Source organism: Enterobacter sp. MGH 37 (assembly GCF_000534515.1).
GTDB lineage: Bacteria > Pseudomonadota > Gammaproteobacteria > Enterobacterales > Enterobacteriaceae > Enterobacter > Enterobacter kobei.
The window spans coordinates 1864682-1882305 of record NZ_KI973205.1 but is presented as its reverse complement, the minus strand read 5'-3'; the positions used below and the strand labels follow the sequence as shown (position 1 = coordinate 1882305).

At 52.7% G+C, this 17624-nt stretch carries 14 protein-coding genes; 8 read left to right on the top strand and 6 right to left on the bottom strand.

All coding sequences use genetic code 11. The features are described from left to right. Window positions 1-89: 89 nt before the first annotated feature. From L383_RS14850 to L383_RS14860, 3 genes are all read left to right on the top strand, one after another. The gene (locus L383_RS14850; RefSeq protein WP_023330648.1) at window positions 90-1880 is read left to right on the top strand and encodes a hypothetical protein; all 1791 of its coding nucleotides are present in this window, start codon (window positions 90-92) and stop codon (window positions 1878-1880) included. 114 nt (window positions 1881-1994) lie between these two features. Then, a complete protein-coding gene (locus L383_RS14855) occupies window positions 1995-2303 on the top strand; it encodes a hypothetical protein (protein WP_023330647.1) in 309 nt (102 codons plus the stop codon). Further along, window positions 2303-3568: a Y-family DNA polymerase gene (locus L383_RS14860; protein WP_023330646.1), complete on the top strand. Its 1266-nt coding sequence runs from the start codon at window positions 2303-2305 to the stop codon at window positions 3566-3568. Before L383_RS14855 ends, L383_RS14860 begins: the two co-directional genes overlap by 1 nt. Before the next feature lie 469 nt (window positions 3569-4037). On the opposite strand, the gene L383_RS14865 is transcribed toward L383_RS14860, so the two are convergent. Beyond that, window positions 4038-4979, bottom strand: a complete 942-nt coding sequence (locus tag L383_RS14865) for a VirK/YbjX family protein (RefSeq protein ID WP_014884298.1) — start codon at window positions 4977-4979, stop codon at window positions 4038-4040. Between the two features lie 167 nt (window positions 4980-5146). On the opposite strand from L383_RS14865, the gene pphA reads away from it, so the two are divergent. Then, entirely contained in the window at window positions 5147-5791 is a 645-nt protein-coding gene (pphA, locus tag L383_RS14870; protein ID WP_023330645.1) for a protein-serine/threonine phosphatase, read from the top strand. A gap of 33 nt (window positions 5792-5824) precedes the next feature. Here the strand turns inward: pphA and L383_RS14875 are convergent, their stop codons facing one another. From L383_RS14875 to yebS, 4 genes are all read right to left on the bottom strand, one after another. Continuing rightward, window positions 5825-6064: a YebV family protein gene (locus tag L383_RS14875; RefSeq protein ID WP_008500472.1), complete on the bottom strand. Its 240-nt coding sequence runs from the start codon at window positions 6062-6064 to the stop codon at window positions 5825-5827. A 105-nt stretch (window positions 6065-6169) separates the two neighbouring features. Next, the gene (gene rsmF, locus L383_RS14880) at window positions 6170-7612 is read right to left on the bottom strand and encodes a 16S rRNA (cytosine(1407)-C(5))-methyltransferase RsmF (RefSeq protein ID WP_032629037.1); all 1443 of its coding nucleotides are present in this window, start codon (window positions 7610-7612) and stop codon (window positions 6170-6172) included. A gap of 77 nt (window positions 7613-7689) precedes the next feature. Next, window positions 7690-10323: a PqiB family protein gene (locus L383_RS14885; RefSeq protein ID WP_014884295.1), complete on the bottom strand. Its 2634-nt coding sequence runs from the start codon at window positions 10321-10323 to the stop codon at window positions 7690-7692. Then, entirely contained in the window at window positions 10292-11575 is a 1284-nt protein-coding gene (gene yebS, locus L383_RS14890; protein WP_023330643.1) for a membrane integrity lipid transport subunit YebS, read from the bottom strand. The genes L383_RS14885 and yebS overlap by 32 nt, the downstream gene beginning before the upstream one ends. Before the next feature lie 132 nt (window positions 11576-11707). On the opposite strand from yebS, the gene L383_RS14895 reads away from it, so the two are divergent. From L383_RS14895 to htpX, 4 genes are all read left to right on the top strand, one after another. Further along, entirely contained in the window at window positions 11708-12205 is a 498-nt protein-coding gene (locus L383_RS14895) for a GAF domain-containing protein (RefSeq protein WP_023330642.1), read from the top strand. Window positions 12206-12301: 96 nt separating this feature from the next. Beyond that, on the top strand, window positions 12302-12988 hold the full coding sequence (gene proQ / locus L383_RS14900; RefSeq protein ID WP_014884292.1) for an RNA chaperone ProQ: 687 nt from the start codon (window positions 12302-12304) through the stop codon (window positions 12986-12988). A 19-nt stretch (window positions 12989-13007) separates the two neighbouring features. Then, window positions 13008-15056 carry a carboxy terminal-processing peptidase gene (gene prc, locus L383_RS14905; RefSeq protein WP_014884291.1) on the top strand — a complete coding sequence of 683 codons (2049 nt, stop codon included), beginning with the start codon at window positions 13008-13010 and terminating at the stop codon, window positions 15054-15056. Window positions 15057-15249: 193 nt separating this feature from the next. Beyond that, window positions 15250-16131, top strand: a complete 882-nt coding sequence (htpX, locus tag L383_RS14910; RefSeq protein ID WP_014884290.1) for a protease HtpX — start codon at window positions 15250-15252, stop codon at window positions 16129-16131. Between the two features lie 50 nt (window positions 16132-16181). On the opposite strand, the gene L383_RS14915 is transcribed toward htpX, so the two are convergent. After that, complete coding sequence (locus L383_RS14915; RefSeq protein ID WP_023330641.1) at window positions 16182-17555, bottom strand: MFS transporter; 1374 nt, start codon at window positions 17553-17555, stop codon at window positions 16182-16184. Window positions 17556-17624 lie beyond the last annotated feature (69 nt).

Here is a 17624-nt window from a genome sequence, read left to right as displayed (position 1 = left end):
GGAAGGCCAAGCTAGTAAGCGTGACATATCAGATGAGACTGATTCAAATTTGAGGTATCATCTGGATATTTGACAGTTAAGGAATGTTAATGAAAACTTCACGCCGTAAACTTCTTGGTCTATTGCCCGCTACACTACTGCTTGGTGGATCGGCGGTCGCTAGCAACAAGAAGGTAAAGAAAGATTCATCATCGTTAAAAGAGGAAGGATTCCTAACCCCGCAGTTATACGGCATTGAGCCTGGTGAAAAGGTTTATGGCGAACAAATGGCAAAGCTGATCTCTTCAGGTGGAGATATTCGCTTTATCAAGCCTGGAGTTTATCTGACTGACAGAACATTGGTAATACCATCCTCTACTAGAATTTGGATTGGGAATGGAGTCACATTAAAACTTGCAGATAACTCAAATTGCAATATTTTTCAGAATTACGCATACCATGAGAATTCAGAAAAGCCAGACCAAACAATCGAAATTGCTGGTTCTGGTGAAATTGATTTCAATGGTAAAAACCAAAAAACATCTAACCTTACACACATGTGCAATATTTTAAAAAATATAGAGAACCTATATATTGGTGGGGGGTTAAAAGTCTTAAATGCGAATAAATACGCATGGCTGGTCGCTAAAATAGGTAATCTTACCGTTGATGGACTTAAGTTTGATACCTTTTCTGACGGTCTGCACTGTCAGCCACCAATCAAAAATGCCTATATACGAAATCTTAAAGGTAAAACTGGCGATGATATGCTAGCTTTTACTATCGGAGATTATGCAAATTATGATATTTCCGAACCTGGCGACTTCTCAAATGTTGATGTATCGGGATTGTACTGCGACTCAGCATTGTGCGCAGTTAAAATAACCGGTAATGATATTGGTGTTTTCGATAAATTCCGTATAACGGGGATCTACGGCAACACAAAGCATGCAGTATTTAGAGTCTGGGGTGATACAAATTTACTGAGCACGACTGTAAGGAGTCTTACTGTAGAAGATATCCACGCTATTCCTGCTGATGGATATCCAGTGGTTGATATTGATGATAGAAACTTTGCTTCAGGAAAGTTTGGTATAGAAATACAAAATGCAACATTCAGGAATATATACAATTCAAGCGTTAATGAACAAACTATTCGTATTAGCAGCACCGTTGGCACCAAGATTCACAATCTTTATATTGAGAACCCACCCCGCAAAACGATTTGCATTGTAGGAGTTAATCATAAAACTTCAGTTATAGGCAATCTTACTGTATGCAATGGATACACTGATTTCATAGATAATTCAAATAGTAGCATTGTTCTCAATAGAGGAACCATTGAGCGAATTGTCATTGATAACTACAAGGCGAAATTTCAAAATACTAAAAACGGATGTATCGCTAGGATGATTGGTGATTGTAGGGTTGATGAGGCCATTTTTAGCGGAGTATTACAAGAGAACGGTGTAAGCGGGTGGATAAACATTAACTCAGGAATGTCTACAGCAAGCAATCTAAATGTTATAAACTATACTTGCAATGGCAGAGGCAGGATTGCACAAGTATTATCATCTAAGCTTTTTTTGAAAATAACTAATACAAAAGTAATCAATGGGAATCCATCAGATAAAATATTTTACGTCAAAGGTGGGGAGATTACAATTTCAGGTGATGTAGATTGTGATTACAACACAATTGCTGCTGATAATGGAGGTGTAATCAGCACAAGGCCTGGAATTAATAATATCTGCTGTGACGTTTCATTGTTAAAAGCAAAAGAATCATCAGTTGTGATTAACACGAATAATTCTCTCCCCTGCGGGCTTGGTTTGGTTGTGTTCTCAGGTAACACATGGAAAAACTTAGCAACTGGGAGCGAATTTAAGATTAATAAATAATTCCCTTAAAAATTAAACGGTCAGGCCCGCAAAAGTGGGCTTTATGTTTAACTCTTGATTTCTTGACCTTACAAGTTATGCTGTATATGCATACAGTTATCTTGTGAGGTGATTATGCTACGCACAGCAGACATACATGCCGCCTTTGTAGCGGTCTCAGAGCCATCCCTTCCTCCTTCTGCAAATATCGTTGAAACGCAGGAAGGCTTTGATGTCATTGATAAAGCATTGTCATTCAATCGCGGAGATACATTGCTGATCTGGTTTTGCGGCCGCCAGCAGCACGCCTATTGGGCGGGTAGCGCGCTTATCACGGATGATGGCGAAGCCATCGAAGGAGATGCGCTGGATGACGTTCGCCTGGTTGGTGTGGTAACTCACACCATTAGCCCTGTGTGGGTAGACGACAATCCGGTGATGTGATGTTTGCCCTGGTGGATGTGAACTCGTTTTATGCGAGCTGCGAGACGGTATTCAGGCCTGATTTGTGGGGAAAGCCGGTTGTCGTGCTATCCAATAATGACGGCTGTGTGATCGCCCGCTCTGCTGAAGCCAAAAAGCTCGGCATTAAAATGGGTGACCCGTACTTCAAGTGCAAGGACTACTTCCGGCAGCATGGCGTGGTTTGCTTCAGCTCCAATTACGAGCTTTACGCCGACATGAGCAACCGGGTGATGACCACGCTCGAGGAAATGAGTCCTAGGGTGGAAATATACTCAATCGATGAGGCTTTTTGTGATCTGACCGGTGTGCGTAACTGCCGCGTTCTGGAAGAGTTCGGTCACGAGCTGAAAGATGCGGTGCGCAGGAATACCGGCCTTGCCGTAGGTGTGGGAATTGCTCAGACAAAGACGCTGGCAAAGCTCGCCAATCACGCTGCAAAAACATGGAAGGCCACTGGCGGCGTTGTGGACCTGTCGAACGTCGATCGCCAACGTAAGTTGATGGCATTGCTGCCAGTAGAAGAGGTTTGGGGAGTTGGCCGACGTATCAGCAAGAAGTTGGAAGCGATGGGCATCAAAACCGTGCTCGGCCTGGCGGACACGCATATTGCCGTGATTCGTAAACACTTCAACGTTGTTCTGGAGAGAACGGTACGAGAGTTGCGCGGCGAACCATGTCTCGAACTGGAAGAGTTCGCGCCGGTTAAGCAGGAAATCGTCTGCAGCCGGTCATTCGGCGAGCGCGTTACCGAGTACGAACAGATGCGGCAGGCAATCTGCAGCTATGCCGCGCGCGGCGCAGAGAAGCTACGCGGGGAGCATCAGTATTGCCGGTACATATCGGCGTTTGTGAAAACGTCACCATTTGCCCTGAACGAACCATATTACGGCAACAGTGCATCCGTGAAGCTGCTGACTCCGACGCAGGACAGTCGCGATATCATCAACGCCGCTACCAGATGCCTGGATGTTATCTGGAAGGATGGACACCGGTACCAGAAAGCGGGGATCATGCTCGGCGACTTCTTCAGCCAGGGAGTTGCTCAGCTGAACCTGTTCGACGACAGTGCGCCACGAGCTGGTAGTGAAAAGTTAATGGAGGTACTGGATCACCTGAATGCAAAGGATGGAAAGGGCACGCTGTATTTTGCTGGGCAGGGTATACAGCAGAATTGGCAGATGAAGCGTGAAATGCTGTCGCCTCGTTACACTACGAGATTTTCAGATTTGCTTGTTGTCCGATAAAAGAGGTGCGCACCTGATAAATCTTACAATCGGATCGGTGGTAATTATGCTGATGGCAGAGGTAGGCGTAAAGCGGCAAGTTGCGAAACTGGAAGGAGCTACGCAAAGTTGTGGAGGTTGTGGACCGAAGCGATCCCGAAGTTCACTCGTCGACCACACGAAAAAGATGGCAACGGTTTGATCTTGAATGGATGTATTGGTAAGCATTGAAACCCGAATTTAACGGGTTTCTGAAGCGTAAGCGTTTGAATTAAATCAAAAAAGGCTGGTTGTGACGGAAACAGGAATCGTATTCGGTCTCTTTTTATCTGTATGAAAGACAATACGTTACGCCTTTTATCATCTTTATGCAGCGGATGCATCCTGTGCGACTTCGTAAAACATATCACAACACCGCAGGCGGAAGTCCAGCCCTTTTTGCCTGTTTTGTTAAATTTTTGTGAGCAATTAAGGAAAGTCAGCGCCGTGCTTAAAAGCGGGATTTTACCGACGCCTCAATTTCGTCAAGCAATTCAAAACGACGGCGGTATTCCGCACGCTTCTTGCTCGCGATCTCGTCGAGAGATTTGCGTTCCATCTGCAGCGGGAGTTGCCAGCAGAAGCCGGAGACCTTTTTACCGCCCAGAGAATCCCAGAATTCGTCATAGCTGGCGTGGAAATGGCGGCCTTTGCTGAGGCGATAGCGCAATGCGCGGAAAACGTGTCCCTCGTCGCTGACGGCAAAAATCGCCTTAACAGATGACTGTAAGGCCAGCTGGAAAAGAACTTCCATCAGCACGCGTTTAGGAAACAGGCCGTGACAGGCGCGGGTGGATTGTTTAATGACGTCCCGCGACACGCAGCGGCGGGGGCCCTGAAGCCCGCCAATTACTATTACGCGTTGTCCGTTGCTGCGGGCTACGCTAAAGGTCAGGCTGGCAAGCAGCGTATCCTCGTTATCGCGCAGCCACAGCGTGCTCTCACCTTCGCGCTCGGCTTTCCCGGCAGAGGATGCATTAACCGTATAGATCACGCCCTCTTTTGCATGGAACTGAACAACGGTTTGTTCCTGCGGGCTGGTCAGCGCCTGGGCGAGGGCGCGCTCTTTCAGGCTATCGATCCAGTAATAATGGTTAACGATAGCGTCGGCGCGATCGTTCGCGGTCAGGCCACGCATCAGATACTGCCGATGGGTCTTGCTGGGCAATGTAATTTGAGCGGCGAGAAGTTTGTCGAAATCGTCACGCCCTGAAAGGGCTTCCAGCATGCGACGGGTGGAAGACCAGAACAGAAGCGAACGTAAAAGGAACTTCAGCCGATAATCGCGTTTCCGCCAGATGGGTCCCGGGACACGTTCGCCGTTCACCAGCTCGGAAATTATATTTGTGCGATGTGGGTAGAACACATCGTTATGCAGGTGTGTATTAGACACGTGAAGATCCCTCGTTTTTTTCTGCCTCTATTCTAAGGAGCCAGGAATAAGGGATTAATAGTGTGAGGATCTTTATTTCTGGTTGGTTTACCGTTTGTTTGACTTTGTAAGAACCGCTCCCGTCTTTTGCTTTTTATACGGCGGCTATACTGTTTAAAGGAGGCCTTATGTATCAGCGAATAGAGGGTGGGATGTGGCGTCACGTCTGGGTTGTCAGCGATATACATGGCTGTTATCACTGGCTTATGGACGAACTGAAACGCCGCCATTTTAATCCGTATGAGGATTTGCTTATTTCCGTTGGCGATTTGATCGATCGCGGTCCTGACAGCGTAAAAACACTGCAGCTCATCAATGAGAAATGGTTCAGAGCCGTGCGGGGTAACCATGAGCAAATGGCAATGGATAGTCTGGACAATAACGATTCTGCGCTGTGGGCGATGAATGGTGGCGTGTGGTTTACGCGCCTTGATCGCGAGCAGCAGGCGCTGGCGCGAACGTTACTAAACGCCTGCCGCGAATTGCCGCATATTATCGAGATAAGCTGCGCAAACGGTCTCAATGTTATTGCGCACGCAGATTACCCCGCCGCGGAATACCGCTGGCAAAAACCGGTGAGCGCCCAGCGCGTGCTGTGGGATCGCGACAGGTTGATGGGCTTTATGGTGGGCAAAGGGCAGGGGATTAGCGGTGCGGATCATTTCTGGTTCGGGCATACGCCCGTCGACAGGCGGTATGATTTTGATAACCTGCACTATATTGATACCGGAGCGGTGTTCGACGGTTACTTCACGCTGGCACAGCTACAGTAATAAATAACCCGCCTTCGGGCGGGTTCTCTTAGGTCAGGCAAGGCGCATGACCCAGGCATCGGTTTTGCTATCGTAATGCTCACGGTAAAGAACAGAGTGTTCGCCATCAAGTATCGCCGGGACGCTGGTATCCGCATCCCATGCGTCGAGTTGCATGCACAAATCCGGGTCGGATTTGCAGGGAATACTTAACGTTCGATCGCCTTGTGCTTCGCCGCGCAGCTCTGCGTCGTCGATCTCAAAAGCGCCAATACGCACGCTGGTTTTCGTCATAGTGCTCTCCGGGTCGGTTTTCAGAATCTGGTATGACCAGTATGGGCATCCATTTTTGATCGTAGACAAGGAGAGCAAAATCGCCAGTAAAAAAATGCGCTTTTTTTAGTCGGTGGGACTGTTACCCGTAAACAACCGGCCATCGCGGACCAACTCCCGCGGATAACTATTTTTCAGCCGCGAGCCGACCTTTTTCGCCAGACCCAACGGGAAGCCCTGATACGTCACAATAACCTCATCCTGAGACGGGGTGGTTTCCGGGTAAACGTCGCGACCACGATACCACTCTTCGGCTTCCTGATGCGTCAGTTCAAACGTGTTATCGCTGTCCGCCAGGGCGATGACCGCTTCGTGCTGCCAGCGATACCCTTTATTATGCACTTCCGCCAGGCGGATCCCGATACGTGAAAAACGGACTTTACCAATAAGCGGCTCAATGGGTGCCGGGAACAGCCATATCTCTTTATCACGCATCCAGAGGTGCAGATTCTCATCCCAGATCAGCCCAACCTTATTGGCGGCGGCTTTAAGTTGCACAGCATCGCGGCCTTTCAGCGGGGCGAACGGGAAATTGCCGACCTTAAATTTCGGGGCTGGCAGGGGAGCCACCGCCTGAGTTTTGCGCAGACGAGCCACAAAGAACCCTTCGCAGTCGTAAATCTGTGGGAACACGTGCAGGAAACCTTCCGGCGTGGCGGCCTCATCTGCCGTGGCAAACAGATCGTTAAGTGGCAGGAACTCAACGGCATCCGGGTATTGCGCTTTCAACCACAGACAGACGTCTTCGTTTTCATCGCGGTTGAGGGTACAGGTGGAGTACACCAGCGTGCCGCCGGGTCGCAGGGCGTGAAAGGCGCTGTCGATCAGTTCGCGCTGCGTGGCAGCGATCTCAAGATTGCTTTCCACAGACCAGTTCTTTAACGCATCGGGATCTTTACGCACCACCCCCTCACCGGAGCAGGGGGCGTCGAGCAGAATGGCATCGAACGCTTCCGGCAAGGCGGCGCCAAACACGCGTCCGTCAAAATGCGTCAGGGCGACATTCTGGATACCGCAGCGGCTGATGTTGGCATGCAAGACTTTCACGCGGCTGGCGGAAAATTCGTTGGCAAGAATCGCCCCGTGATTACCCATCCGGGCGGCAATTTGTGTTGTTTTCGAGCCGGGCGCGGCGGCAACGTCCATCACGCGTTCAGGTGCGTTGCCTTCTGCGAACAGGGCGGCAACCGGCAGCATCGAACTGGCTTCCTGAATATAAAACAGACCGCTCAGATGTTCTGCGGTACTTCCCAGCGGCACGGCATCTTCGTCATCGCGCTCGATCCAAAACCCCTCTGCACACCAGGGCACCGGCGTAAGCTGCCAGTTGTAGGGGGAAACCAGCGTCAGAAAATCATCGACGCTGATTTTCAGCGTGTTGACGCGAATGCTCCGGCGTAACGGACGCTGGCAGGCGGCGATAAAATCATCTAACGACAGGTGAGAGGGGAGCGCCTCGCGCATTTGCGCAAGGAATTGTTCAGGAAAAAATACGGAGTTTTGAGCCACGTGCACACCACAGGGAAAAGTTCAGGTGCGCAGTGTAACATAAAGGCTCCGGCGCGTTGACACCGGAGCCTTTCAGATTAACGCGGCAGGGCCGTTCCCCATTCACGCCACTCTTTCGGTTCGCTTTCGAGCAGCAGGAAGTGTTTCCCTGACTGCGCTTTTGGCGCCAGTGGCGTGCCCGGCGGGGTGGCAAACGCAATACCACCACGGATGAACTGGTTGAAGGTACCGGTTTTCACCACGCCCCCCGTCAGGCCGAAGTCCAGCGAGTAGCCAGATGCCAGCCAGAATACCGAGTTATTTCGTACCAGGTGCTGGTAACGGTCGCTGATACGTAACGCCACCATCACACGATCGGAGAGCGTACCAAGCGTCAGACCCGTTACCGTACCTACCTCAATACCGCGGAACAGAACCGGCGTGCCGATGCCAAGTGAGCCTGCTTCCGGGACTTCCACCACAATGCTCAGGCCACCGAGGTAGCGCGAATCGGTGATGGTGGCTTCCTGCAGTTCGAAATCACGCCGTGCATTGCCCTGGCCGGGTTCGACGTTGATATAGGGCTGCAGAATAGTGTCGAGATGTTCAACGCCTGCGGCCGAAATCTGCGGCGTCACCACCGAGAAGCGGGAACCGGTGCGGGCGAAGGTCTGCACATATTCCGGGTAGAGCACCGCGGTGGCCTGTACCTCGTTGCGGGAGGTGATCAGCGTCAGCTTCTGGATCTGGCCGATATCAATGCCCAGGTAGCGAATCGGCATGCCTTCCGCCAGCTTACCGGCATCAAACGCATGCAGGGTAATCTGCCCACCCACGGCACGCGCGGCGGTTTCGGACGGGAAGAGAATACGCTTATCGCCCTTACGCAGGTTTGCGCCTGCACCGCTGAGGTTATCGAAGCTAATGGCGCCGCGCAGCGCGCGTGAGAGCGGGGAGGCCTGCACGGTCAGCCCGTTACCGTTAAGCTGAACTTTCGCGCCGCCTTCGGCCCAGAAGACGCTGTTTGGCGTCAGCAGCTTGCGATACTCCGGCTTGATATGCAGTTCGATATCAAACGCGTCCGCACGCGGGCGAACGGCGATCACTTCCCCGACTTCAAACTTGCGATACAGCACCACAGAACCCGCCTGGACGTCCGGTAGCGTCTCGGCGCTCAAGGTCAGCGTGGTCGTCGGCAGATCGCTCAGGCTGTTTTCAATCGCTTTGTCCAGGTTGGCATACAGCGGGTAATTTTCGCGGATGGGGCCTTTATCGCCCGGCAAAATGCGAATGCCGCCGTTAACCCATTCGCTGGCACTGGCACCAAGGAACTCTACGCCGTCCAGGCCTACCTTCACATCGACGCGGCTGTTAACCACGAATTTACTGTCGCCATGGACGAGGTTGCTGTATTGCGGATCGATCGCTACCGAGAAGCTCACGCCGTTTTCGGAAAGCGTTCGCTCCAGAACCTGACCCACCTGGACACCGTGGAGGATCAGCGGCTGACCGGCTTCAATACCATAACTTTCGGGTGCATTTAGCGTAACCGTCACAACGCCCGGTTTTTGCAGCAGGGCTTTATCCGCCGGGGCGATCACGAAGTTGTTGCTTGGCTTTCCTTCTCCGGGGATCAGTTCAAACGTGTTGCCGGTCAGCAAAGTGCTGAGACTGGCATCGTTCAGAGAGAGCTTCGGACTGCGCATCTCGATACGCGTTTTCTCGCGCAGGAGATCGACCACGCTGGGGTCGACGGTCATTTCGCCCGTCACCGAGCCGCCAGGGTTGAGCGTCATTTTGGTGAGCTGACCTACCTGCAGACCCTGATACATCAGCGGTGTTGATCCGGCTTTCAGACCTTTCGCATCGGGCAGAACAAGTTTGACGATCACCCCTCGCTGGCTGTGCGCCAGATCAGCGTACAACCCGAACGTATCATCGGCAGCAGCAGGGCTGGAGTTCTCCGGGGAGTCAAAGGCAATCGCTCCGTTTACCAGCGCGGCCAGGCTCTCCAGCTTCACTTTAGCACCGCTCAGGCTGAGGTCGGCATCTACGCCAGACACGTTCCAGAAGCGGCTGCCTTTTTTCACCAGGTTGGTGAATCGCCTTTCGATCAGCACATCGATGGTCACGCCCTGTTTGTTCGGATTGATGGCGTAATCGTAAACGCGACCCACCGGAATTTTTCGGAAATAGACCAGCGAGCCACTGTTCAGTGAGCCGAGATCCGGCGCCTGCAGATGGATCATCAGATCGCCGTTATTGAGACGGTATTTTGGCTGCGTATCCAGCGCGACAAAGTGATCCTGCGGTTCGCCCTTGCCTGGCATCATACCGATGTAGTTACCGCCAACCAGCGCATCCAGCCCCGAGACACCCGCCAGAGACGCCTTCGGCGTGACCAGCCAGAACTGCGTTTCGCTGCGCAGCGCGTCCTGCATGTCCGATTTAATGCTGACCCGCACCTGAATTTTGTTCAGCCCTTTTCCGAGTGAGATGTCCTGAACCGTACCGACTTCAACCCCCTGAAAACGAACGGGGGTTCGTCCGGCGACGATGCCGTCGGCGGTCTGGAAATCAATGGTGACGGTACTTCCGCGATCTTCATAGCTCGTCCAGATAAGCCAGCCTGCAATCATCAGGGCGATGACAGGCAGCAACCAGAATGGCGAAATGCGGCGTTTAGTTTTAATTCTCGCTTCAGTCGGCGAAGCGGGGGTTTCCTGACTCATGTGCATCCCAAAGTAAGCGGCTATCCAGCCATTCCACAGCAAGAATAGTCAATATCACCGCAGAGCCGAAATAAAAAGCTGCGGGTCCCATAGTAAAAGCAAGTAACTGGTCGCGATTTATTAGCGACATCATCAGCGAAATCACAAACAGATCCAACATGGACCAGCGGCCAATCCAGGTGACAAATCGCAGAAGCAGTATTCGGGTTCGTAATCCTTGTTCACACTTAAAGTGAATGCTGATGAGCAGGGTGAACATCACCACGACTTTGGTAAAAGGAACCAGGATACTGGCGATAAAGACGATGGCCGCCACCCCAACGTTGCTGTGTGCCAGGGAGATAATGCCGGAGAGGATTGTATCCTCCTGACGGGCACCATTCACGTAAATGATGGAAATCGGCAGCATATTGGCGGGGATCAAGAACACCAGGGAGGCAATCAGCGCCGCCCAGCATTTTTGCAGACTGTTATTGCGTCGATGCAGCAAGGGTATGTGGCAGCGCGGACAGCGCCCACGGGGATCGGGCAACCCGGTGTAATGGCATCCCAGACAGACGCGGAGATTCTCATCCGGACGGGTGGCAGGGCGCTGAGGGTAAAAACGCTCCCAGAGTTGCTCAACGTTCAGGTGGATCAGCGTCAGGATGCTGAGCAGCACCAGGCAGATAAAGGCAAAAAGCCCGACGCCCGGCTGCAGAAAAGCATAATCCTGCACTTTAATTGATGCCACGCCCACACCGACCAGATAGATATCCAGCATCACCCACTCTTTGAGTTTATCCAGCATCAGCAGCACCGGGCGAAGATTCATCCCCAGGATGTTGCCAAACCACAGATAGGCAATGGCTGCAACCAGCACCAGTGGCGCGCCAACGGCGCAAAACAGCACCATGGCAGCGGTAATCGGATCGCCCTGACGGGTCATCTGCCAGATCCCCTGCAGCACGTTGGCATCAATGCGTACGCCAAGCAGGTAGAGCTTCAGCAGGGGCTCGGTCCAGGCGAAGGGCATCAGCAGCAGCATGGTGACGGCCATGGCGGCCAGACGGGTTAACGACCAGTCTCGGCCGTCACGAATTTTCGCGTCACATCGGGGGCAAAAGGCACTTTGGTGCGATTTCATCTTCGGCAACATAAAAAGCGTATCGCACTGGGGGCAACGCTGATAATGTGCACGAGGCAAAGCGTCTCTTACCGTATGGACCGTTATCTTTTTTGTCGGCGTAATTTTGGTTGTTTTTAAGGCCATCAGCTGCGCACAAATAAGTATTGTTGAACGTTATATTAACTCATGAACGGATTCATCTTGAGCATGAGCGCATTTAATGCTTATTTTAATAGGCTATGCGGTAATTTTGTAAGACAACTAAGTGATTGAATAATGAACAAAACAGAATTCTACGCGGATCTGAACCGCGATTTTAAGGCATTGATGGCGGGTGAGACCAGCTTCTTAGCCACTCTGGCAAATACTAGCGCATTGTTGTTCGAACGTCTCTCTGACGTGAACTGGGCTGGCTTTTACCTCCTGGAAGGTGACACGCTGGTACTTGGCCCGTTCCAGGGCAAACTGGCTTGCGTGCGTATTCCGGTCGGGCGCGGTGTATGCGGTACTGCGGTGGCCGAGAATCAGGTACAGCGTGTGGAAGATGTTCATGTGTTTGACGGGCATATCGCCTGTGATGCCGCCAGTAATTCTGAGATCGTACTGCCGCTGGTGGTAAGAAATCAGATTATTGGCGTTTTGGATATCGACAGCACCGTCTTCAGTCGCTTCACAACCGAGGACGAGCAAGGGCTGCGCGAGCTGGTGGCGAATCTGGAAAACGTCCTTGCCGGCACCGATTATCAAAAATTCTTTGCGAGCGTCGCAGGATAATCAACGGATAACGTAGCATTTACTGATAGCGTCATTATAATGACGCCTGTTCATGCCTGCGCTTGTTGGCAACGTCCGTTGTAATCAGGAAATTTCATGGAAAATCAACCTAAGTTGAATAGCAGTAAAGAAGTTATCGCATTTCTGGCCGAGCGTTTCCCGCAGTGCTTCAGCGCGGAAGGTGAAGCTCGTCCCCTGAAAGTCGGTATTTTTCAGGATCTGGTAGCGCGCGTTGAGGGGGAAATGAACCTCAGCAAAACTCAGTTGCGATCTGCCTTACGTCTTTATACTTCGAGCTGGCGTTACCTGTACGGTATCAAACCGGGCGCGACTCGCGTGGATCTCGACGGCAACCCTTGTGGTGAGCTGGACGAGCAGCACGTTGAACACGCACGCAAGCAGCTTGAAGAAGCCAAAGCACGCGTTCAGGCACAACGTGCAGAACAGCAAGCGAAAAAACGCGAAGCCGCAGCGGCAAACGGCCAGGAAGAAGCGCCTCGTCGTGAGCGTAAACCGCGCCCTGCGCCGCGTCGTCACGATAATAACGATCGCAAACCGCGTGCAGACAAACCAGCAGCCAAAGCTCCACGTGCGCCTCGTGAAGAGCCGCGCCATACCCCGGTTTCTGACATCAACGCGCTGAGCGTGGGTCAGGCGCTGAAGGTCAAAGCGGGCAACAATGCTATGGACGCCACCGTACTGGAAATCACCAAAGATGGCGTTCGTGTACAGCTGACTTCTGGTATGTCAATGATTGTACGCGCAGAACACTTGTTGTTCTGAAACGGAGGCCAAGCCTGGCATGAACACTTTTTTTAAGCTCACCGCGCTGGCGGGTCTGTTTGCTATAACAGGCCATGCTTTCGCAGTGGACGATATCACGCGTGTTGATCAAATTCCGGTACTCAAGGAAGAGACGCAGCACGCGACGGTGAGCGAGCGCGTGACGTCTCGTTTTACCCGCTCGCACTATCGTCAGTTCGATCTCGATCAGGCCTTTTCGGCCAAAATCTTTGACCGCTATCTGAACTTGCTGGATTACAGCCATAACGTTTTGCTCGCCAGTGATGTCGAGCAGTTCGCTAAGCGCAAATCCGAGGTGGGTGATGAGTTGCGGTCAGGCAAGCTGGATCTTTTCTACGACCTCTACAACCTGTCGCAAAAGCGCCGCTTTGAACGCTATCAGTACGCCCTGAAAGTGCTCGAACGTCCGATGGACTTCACCGGCAACGACAATTTTAATCTTGATCGCAGCAAAGCGCCGTGGCCAAAAGATGAAGCCGAGTTGAATGCGCTGTGGGACGGAAAGGTCAAATACGACGAACTGAGTCTCAAGCTGACCGGCAAAGATGAAAAAGAGATCCGTGACACGCTGACGCGTCGTTACAAATTTGCCATTCGTCGTCTGGCGCAGACCAACAGTGAGGATGTCTTCTCTCTGGCGATGACGGCCTTTGCGCACGAAATCGATCCGCACACCAACTATCTCTCCCCGCGCAACACCGAACAGTTCAATACCGAAATGAGCCTGTCTCTGGAAGGTATCGGTGCGGTACTGCAGATGGACGATGATTACACCGTGATCAATTCCATGGTGGCGGGTGGCCCGGCCTCCAAAAGCAAAGCGATCAGCGTAGGTGACCGCATTGTCGGGGTCGGACAAACCGGTAAAGGCATGGTCGATGTCATTGGCTGGCGTCTTGACGACGTGGTTGCGCTGATTAAAGGTCCGAAAGGCAGCAAAGTTCGTCTGGAAATTCTGCCTGCGGGTAAAGGCACTAAAACCCGTATCGTTACCCTGACCCGTGAGCGTATCCGTCTGGAAGACCGCGCGGTGAAAATGTCGGTGAAAACCGTGGGTAAAGAGAAGGTGGGTGTCCTGGATATCCCTGGCTTCTACGTAGGGCTGACCGACGATGTGAAGGTTCAGCTGCAGAAACTTGAGAAACAGAACGTCAGCAGCGTCATCATTGACCTGCGCAGCAACGGCGGTGGTGCGCTGACAGAAGCGGTATCGCTCTCTGGCCTCTTCATCCCGTCTGGCCCTGTGGTTCAGGTGCGTGATAACAACGGTAAAGTCCGTGAAGATGCCGACAACGACGGTGTGGTCTACTACAAAGGCCCGCTGGTCGTGCTGGTCGACCGCTTCAGTGCGTCTGCGTCTGAGATCTTTGCCGCGGCAATGCAGGACTACGGCCGTGCGCTGATCGTGGGTGAGCCAACCTTTGGTAAAGGCACCGTTCAGCAGTATCGATCGCTGAACCGTATCTACGATCAGATGCTGCGTCCGGAATGGCCTGCGCTGGGTTCAGTGCAGTACACCATTCAGAAGTTCTACCGCGTCAACGGCGGCAGTACGCAGCGTAAAGGCGTCACGCCGGATATCATGATGCCGACAGGAACGGAAGAGACCGAAACTGGCGAGAAGTTTGAAGATAACGCGTTACCGTGGGACAGCATCAATGCTGCGACCTATGTGAAAGCGGGTGATATGACGCAATTTGGCCCTGAACTGCTGAAAGCGCATAACGACCGCATCGCGAAAGATCCGGAATTCCAGTACATCATGAAGGACATTGCGCGTTTCAATGCCCTGAAGGATAAACGGAATATTGTTTCTCTGAACTACGCCCAGCGTGAGAAAGAGAACAACGAAGACGATGCCACGCGTCTGGCCCGTATCAACGACCGCTTCAAGCGTGAAGGTAAGCCTCTGCTCAAGAAACTGGACGATCTGCCAAAAGATTACCAGGAGCCGGATCCTTACCTGGACGAGACGGTGCATATCGCCCTCGACCTGGCGAATCTGGAAAAAGATAAGCCTGCCGAGCAACCCGCTCCGGCGAAATAATCCCCCAACAGGCACAAGAAATTGTGCCTGTTTCTTTTTGTTCCGCATCCTTCCGTCAGGCAGATTTCCAATTGTGTAAAGTTGTGTCTTTCTGGTGACTTACGCCCTCCGGATGCTTGAAAATAGCCGCAATACCCATACGATGTGGGTAATCGCATAGTGCGCTTTGTTAAACTGAGGTTAAAAGAAAATTATGATGCGAATCGCGCTCTTCCTGCTCACCAACCTGGCGGTGATGGTGGTTTTCGGGCTCGTGCTAAGCCTGACAGGAATTCAGTCGAGTAGCGTTCAGGGTCTGTTGATTATGGCGCTGCTGTTTGGTTTTGGTGGCTCGTTCATTTCCCTGCTGATGTCAAAGTGGATGGCGCTGAAATCCGTCGGCGGTGAGGTGATTGAGCAGCCGCGTAACGATATGGAACAGTGGCTGATGAATACGGTGGCTCAGCAATCCCGTCAGGCCGGGATCGCCATGCCGCAGGTGGCCATTTACCATGCGCCCGATATTAACGCGTTTGCCACGGGTGCCCGTCGTGATGCATCGCTGGTTGCTGTCAGCACCGGGTTGCTGCAAAACATGAGCCGTGACGAAGCCGAAGCGGTCATCGCTCACGAAATCAGCCATATTGCCAACGGCGACATGGTGACCATGACGCTGATTCAGGGCGTGGTGAACACCTTCGTTATCTTTATCTCCCGTATCCTGGCGCAGATTGCGGCGGGCTTTATGGGCGGCAACCGTGATGAAGGTGAAGAGAGCAACGGTAACCCGCTGATCTACTTCGCCGTGTCGATGGTGCTGGAACTGGTGTTCGGTATTCTGGCGAGTATTATCACCATGTGGTTCTCGCGCCACCGTGAATTCCACGCGGATGCCGGCTCTGCGAAACTGGTGGGACGCGAGAAGATGATTGCTGCCCTGCAGCGCCTGAAAACCAGCTACGAGCCGCAGGAAGCGAACAGCATGATGGCCTTCTGCATCAACGGTAAATCAAAGTCGCTCAGTGAGCTGTTTATGTCTCACCCGCCGCTGGATAAACGTATTGAAGCGCTGCGCAGTGGGGAATACCTGAAGTAACGCGAAGCGTCACAATAAGCCGGGCAGGCGTATTCTCCGCCCGGCTTTTTTTATGCCTGAACCCTGGGCTGGGTAACGCGCAGACCGCTGACGATGGCCGCGAGGGTGGCAAGCGCGCCGGCGGTGAGCAGCGCAACGTGGTTACCGTTTTGCCCGGCAAGGTTAAACATCAGGGCAACCAGCGCCGCGCCGCTGCTTTGCCCCAGAAGGCGCGCAGTTCCCAACATCCCGCTGGCGCCGCCACTGCGGTGACGGGGCGCAGAGGTGATGATGGTGTGATTATTGGGGGACTGAAACAGGCCGAACCCCGCACCACAGAGGATCATGCGCCAGACGATGTCCAGATCGCTGGGTGATGACGGTAACAGTGCCAGCGCGAAAAGGCCGGTTGCCATGACGGCCAGTCCCACCGCACCCAACAAACCGGCATGAATACGTTCAATTAAGTAACCCGCCAGCGGTGCCATCACCATCGTCGCCAGTGGCCAGGGCGTTAGCAGCAGCCCGGTCTCCACCTCCGAACGTCCTACCACACTCTGCAGAAAGAAGGGCAGAGAAACCAGCGCCAGCATCTGAGCGCAGAACGAGCAAATGGACGTACAGATGGAGAGCGAAAAGAGGGGGATACGCAGCAGATCTACCGGCAGCAAAGGAACGGGCAGGGCGAGCTGACGGCGAACAAAGAAGAAGCCTGTTACCAGCAGGGCGATAAGCTCGATGCCGGTAAGCGCCATGGATTGTCCCTGAGCAAAGCCGCTCAGGGCAGTAATCAGCAGACCAAAGGTCAGTGCATTCATCACTGCGCTGGGGACGTCAAAACGCGGCATGGTACTTTTGGGGCCGTTAGCAGGAAGAAAACGCAGGGCAAAGAAGATAGCCACGATACCCAGCGGCACGTTTATGGCAAAGAGCCATTGCCATGAGGCGACAGAGAGTATGGCTGCGGCAATTGTTGGTCCGGCGGCGGAGGAAACCGCGACAATAAACGAGTTTATCCCCATCCCGCGTCCAAGGTGGCGTTGCGGATAGATCAAGCGGATCAATGCCGTATTTACACTCATCAGCGCCGCACCGCCAAAGCCCTGCGCTATGCGCGCCAGCGTCAGCGTGTGCAATGAGTCAGACAGGGCGCATAACAGCGAGGTAAAGGTGAACACCACCAGGCCGCACTGATAGACCCGACGGTGGCCGAACATGTCGCCGAGGAAAGAGAAGGAGAGCAGGGAAACCACAATCGCAATCTGATAGGCGTTAACAATCCATATCGAGCTGGCCGGGGAGGCCTGCAGGTCGCTGGCGATAGTGGGCAGGGCAACGTTCGCAATCGCGCCATCGAGGACGGCCATTGAGATCCCAATAATAATCGTAGCAATGGCGCCATACCGCAGGGGCAAAGGCAGACCATCGGAAAGGTTCTTTTCCATCGGGGATAAAAAGCTCAGGGTGAAATTATTCTCAGGGTAACGATTTTAGCACTGTTAACGCCGTTATAT

Bases quoted from the DNA above. Each gene is read 5' to 3' on its own strand.
- L383_RS14850 (WP_023330648.1), top strand. From the start codon at position 90: ATGAAAACTTCACGCCGTAAACTTCTTGGTCTATTGCCCGCTACACTA.
- L383_RS14855 (WP_023330647.1), top strand. From the start codon at position 1,995: ATGCTACGCACAGCAGACATACATGCCGCCTTTGTAGCGGTCTCAGAG.
- L383_RS14860 (WP_023330646.1), top strand. From the start codon at position 2,303: ATGTTTGCCCTGGTGGATGTGAACTCGTTTTATGCGAGCTGCGAGACG.
- pphA (WP_023330645.1), top strand. From the start codon at position 5,147: ATGTATCAGCGAATAGAGGGTGGGATGTGGCGTCACGTCTGGGTTGTC.
- L383_RS14875 (WP_008500472.1), bottom strand. From the start codon at position 6,064: ATGACGAAAACCAGCGTGCGTATTGGCGCTTTTGAGATCGACGACGCA.
- L383_RS14885 (WP_014884295.1), bottom strand. From the start codon at position 10,323: ATGAGTCAGGAAACCCCCGCTTCGCCGACTGAAGCGAGAATTAAAACT.
- yebS (WP_023330643.1), bottom strand. From the start codon at position 11,575: ATGGCCTTAAAAACAACCAAAATTACGCCGACAAAAAAGATAACGGTC.
- L383_RS14895 (WP_023330642.1), top strand. From the start codon at position 11,708: ATGAACAAAACAGAATTCTACGCGGATCTGAACCGCGATTTTAAGGCA.
- proQ (WP_014884292.1), top strand. From the start codon at position 12,302: ATGGAAAATCAACCTAAGTTGAATAGCAGTAAAGAAGTTATCGCATTT.
- prc (WP_014884291.1), top strand. From the start codon at position 13,008: ATGAACACTTTTTTTAAGCTCACCGCGCTGGCGGGTCTGTTTGCTATA.
- htpX (WP_014884290.1), top strand. From the start codon at position 15,250: ATGATGCGAATCGCGCTCTTCCTGCTCACCAACCTGGCGGTGATGGTG.
- L383_RS14915 (WP_023330641.1), bottom strand. From the start codon at position 17,555: ATGGAAAAGAACCTTTCCGATGGTCTGCCTTTGCCCCTGCGGTATGGC.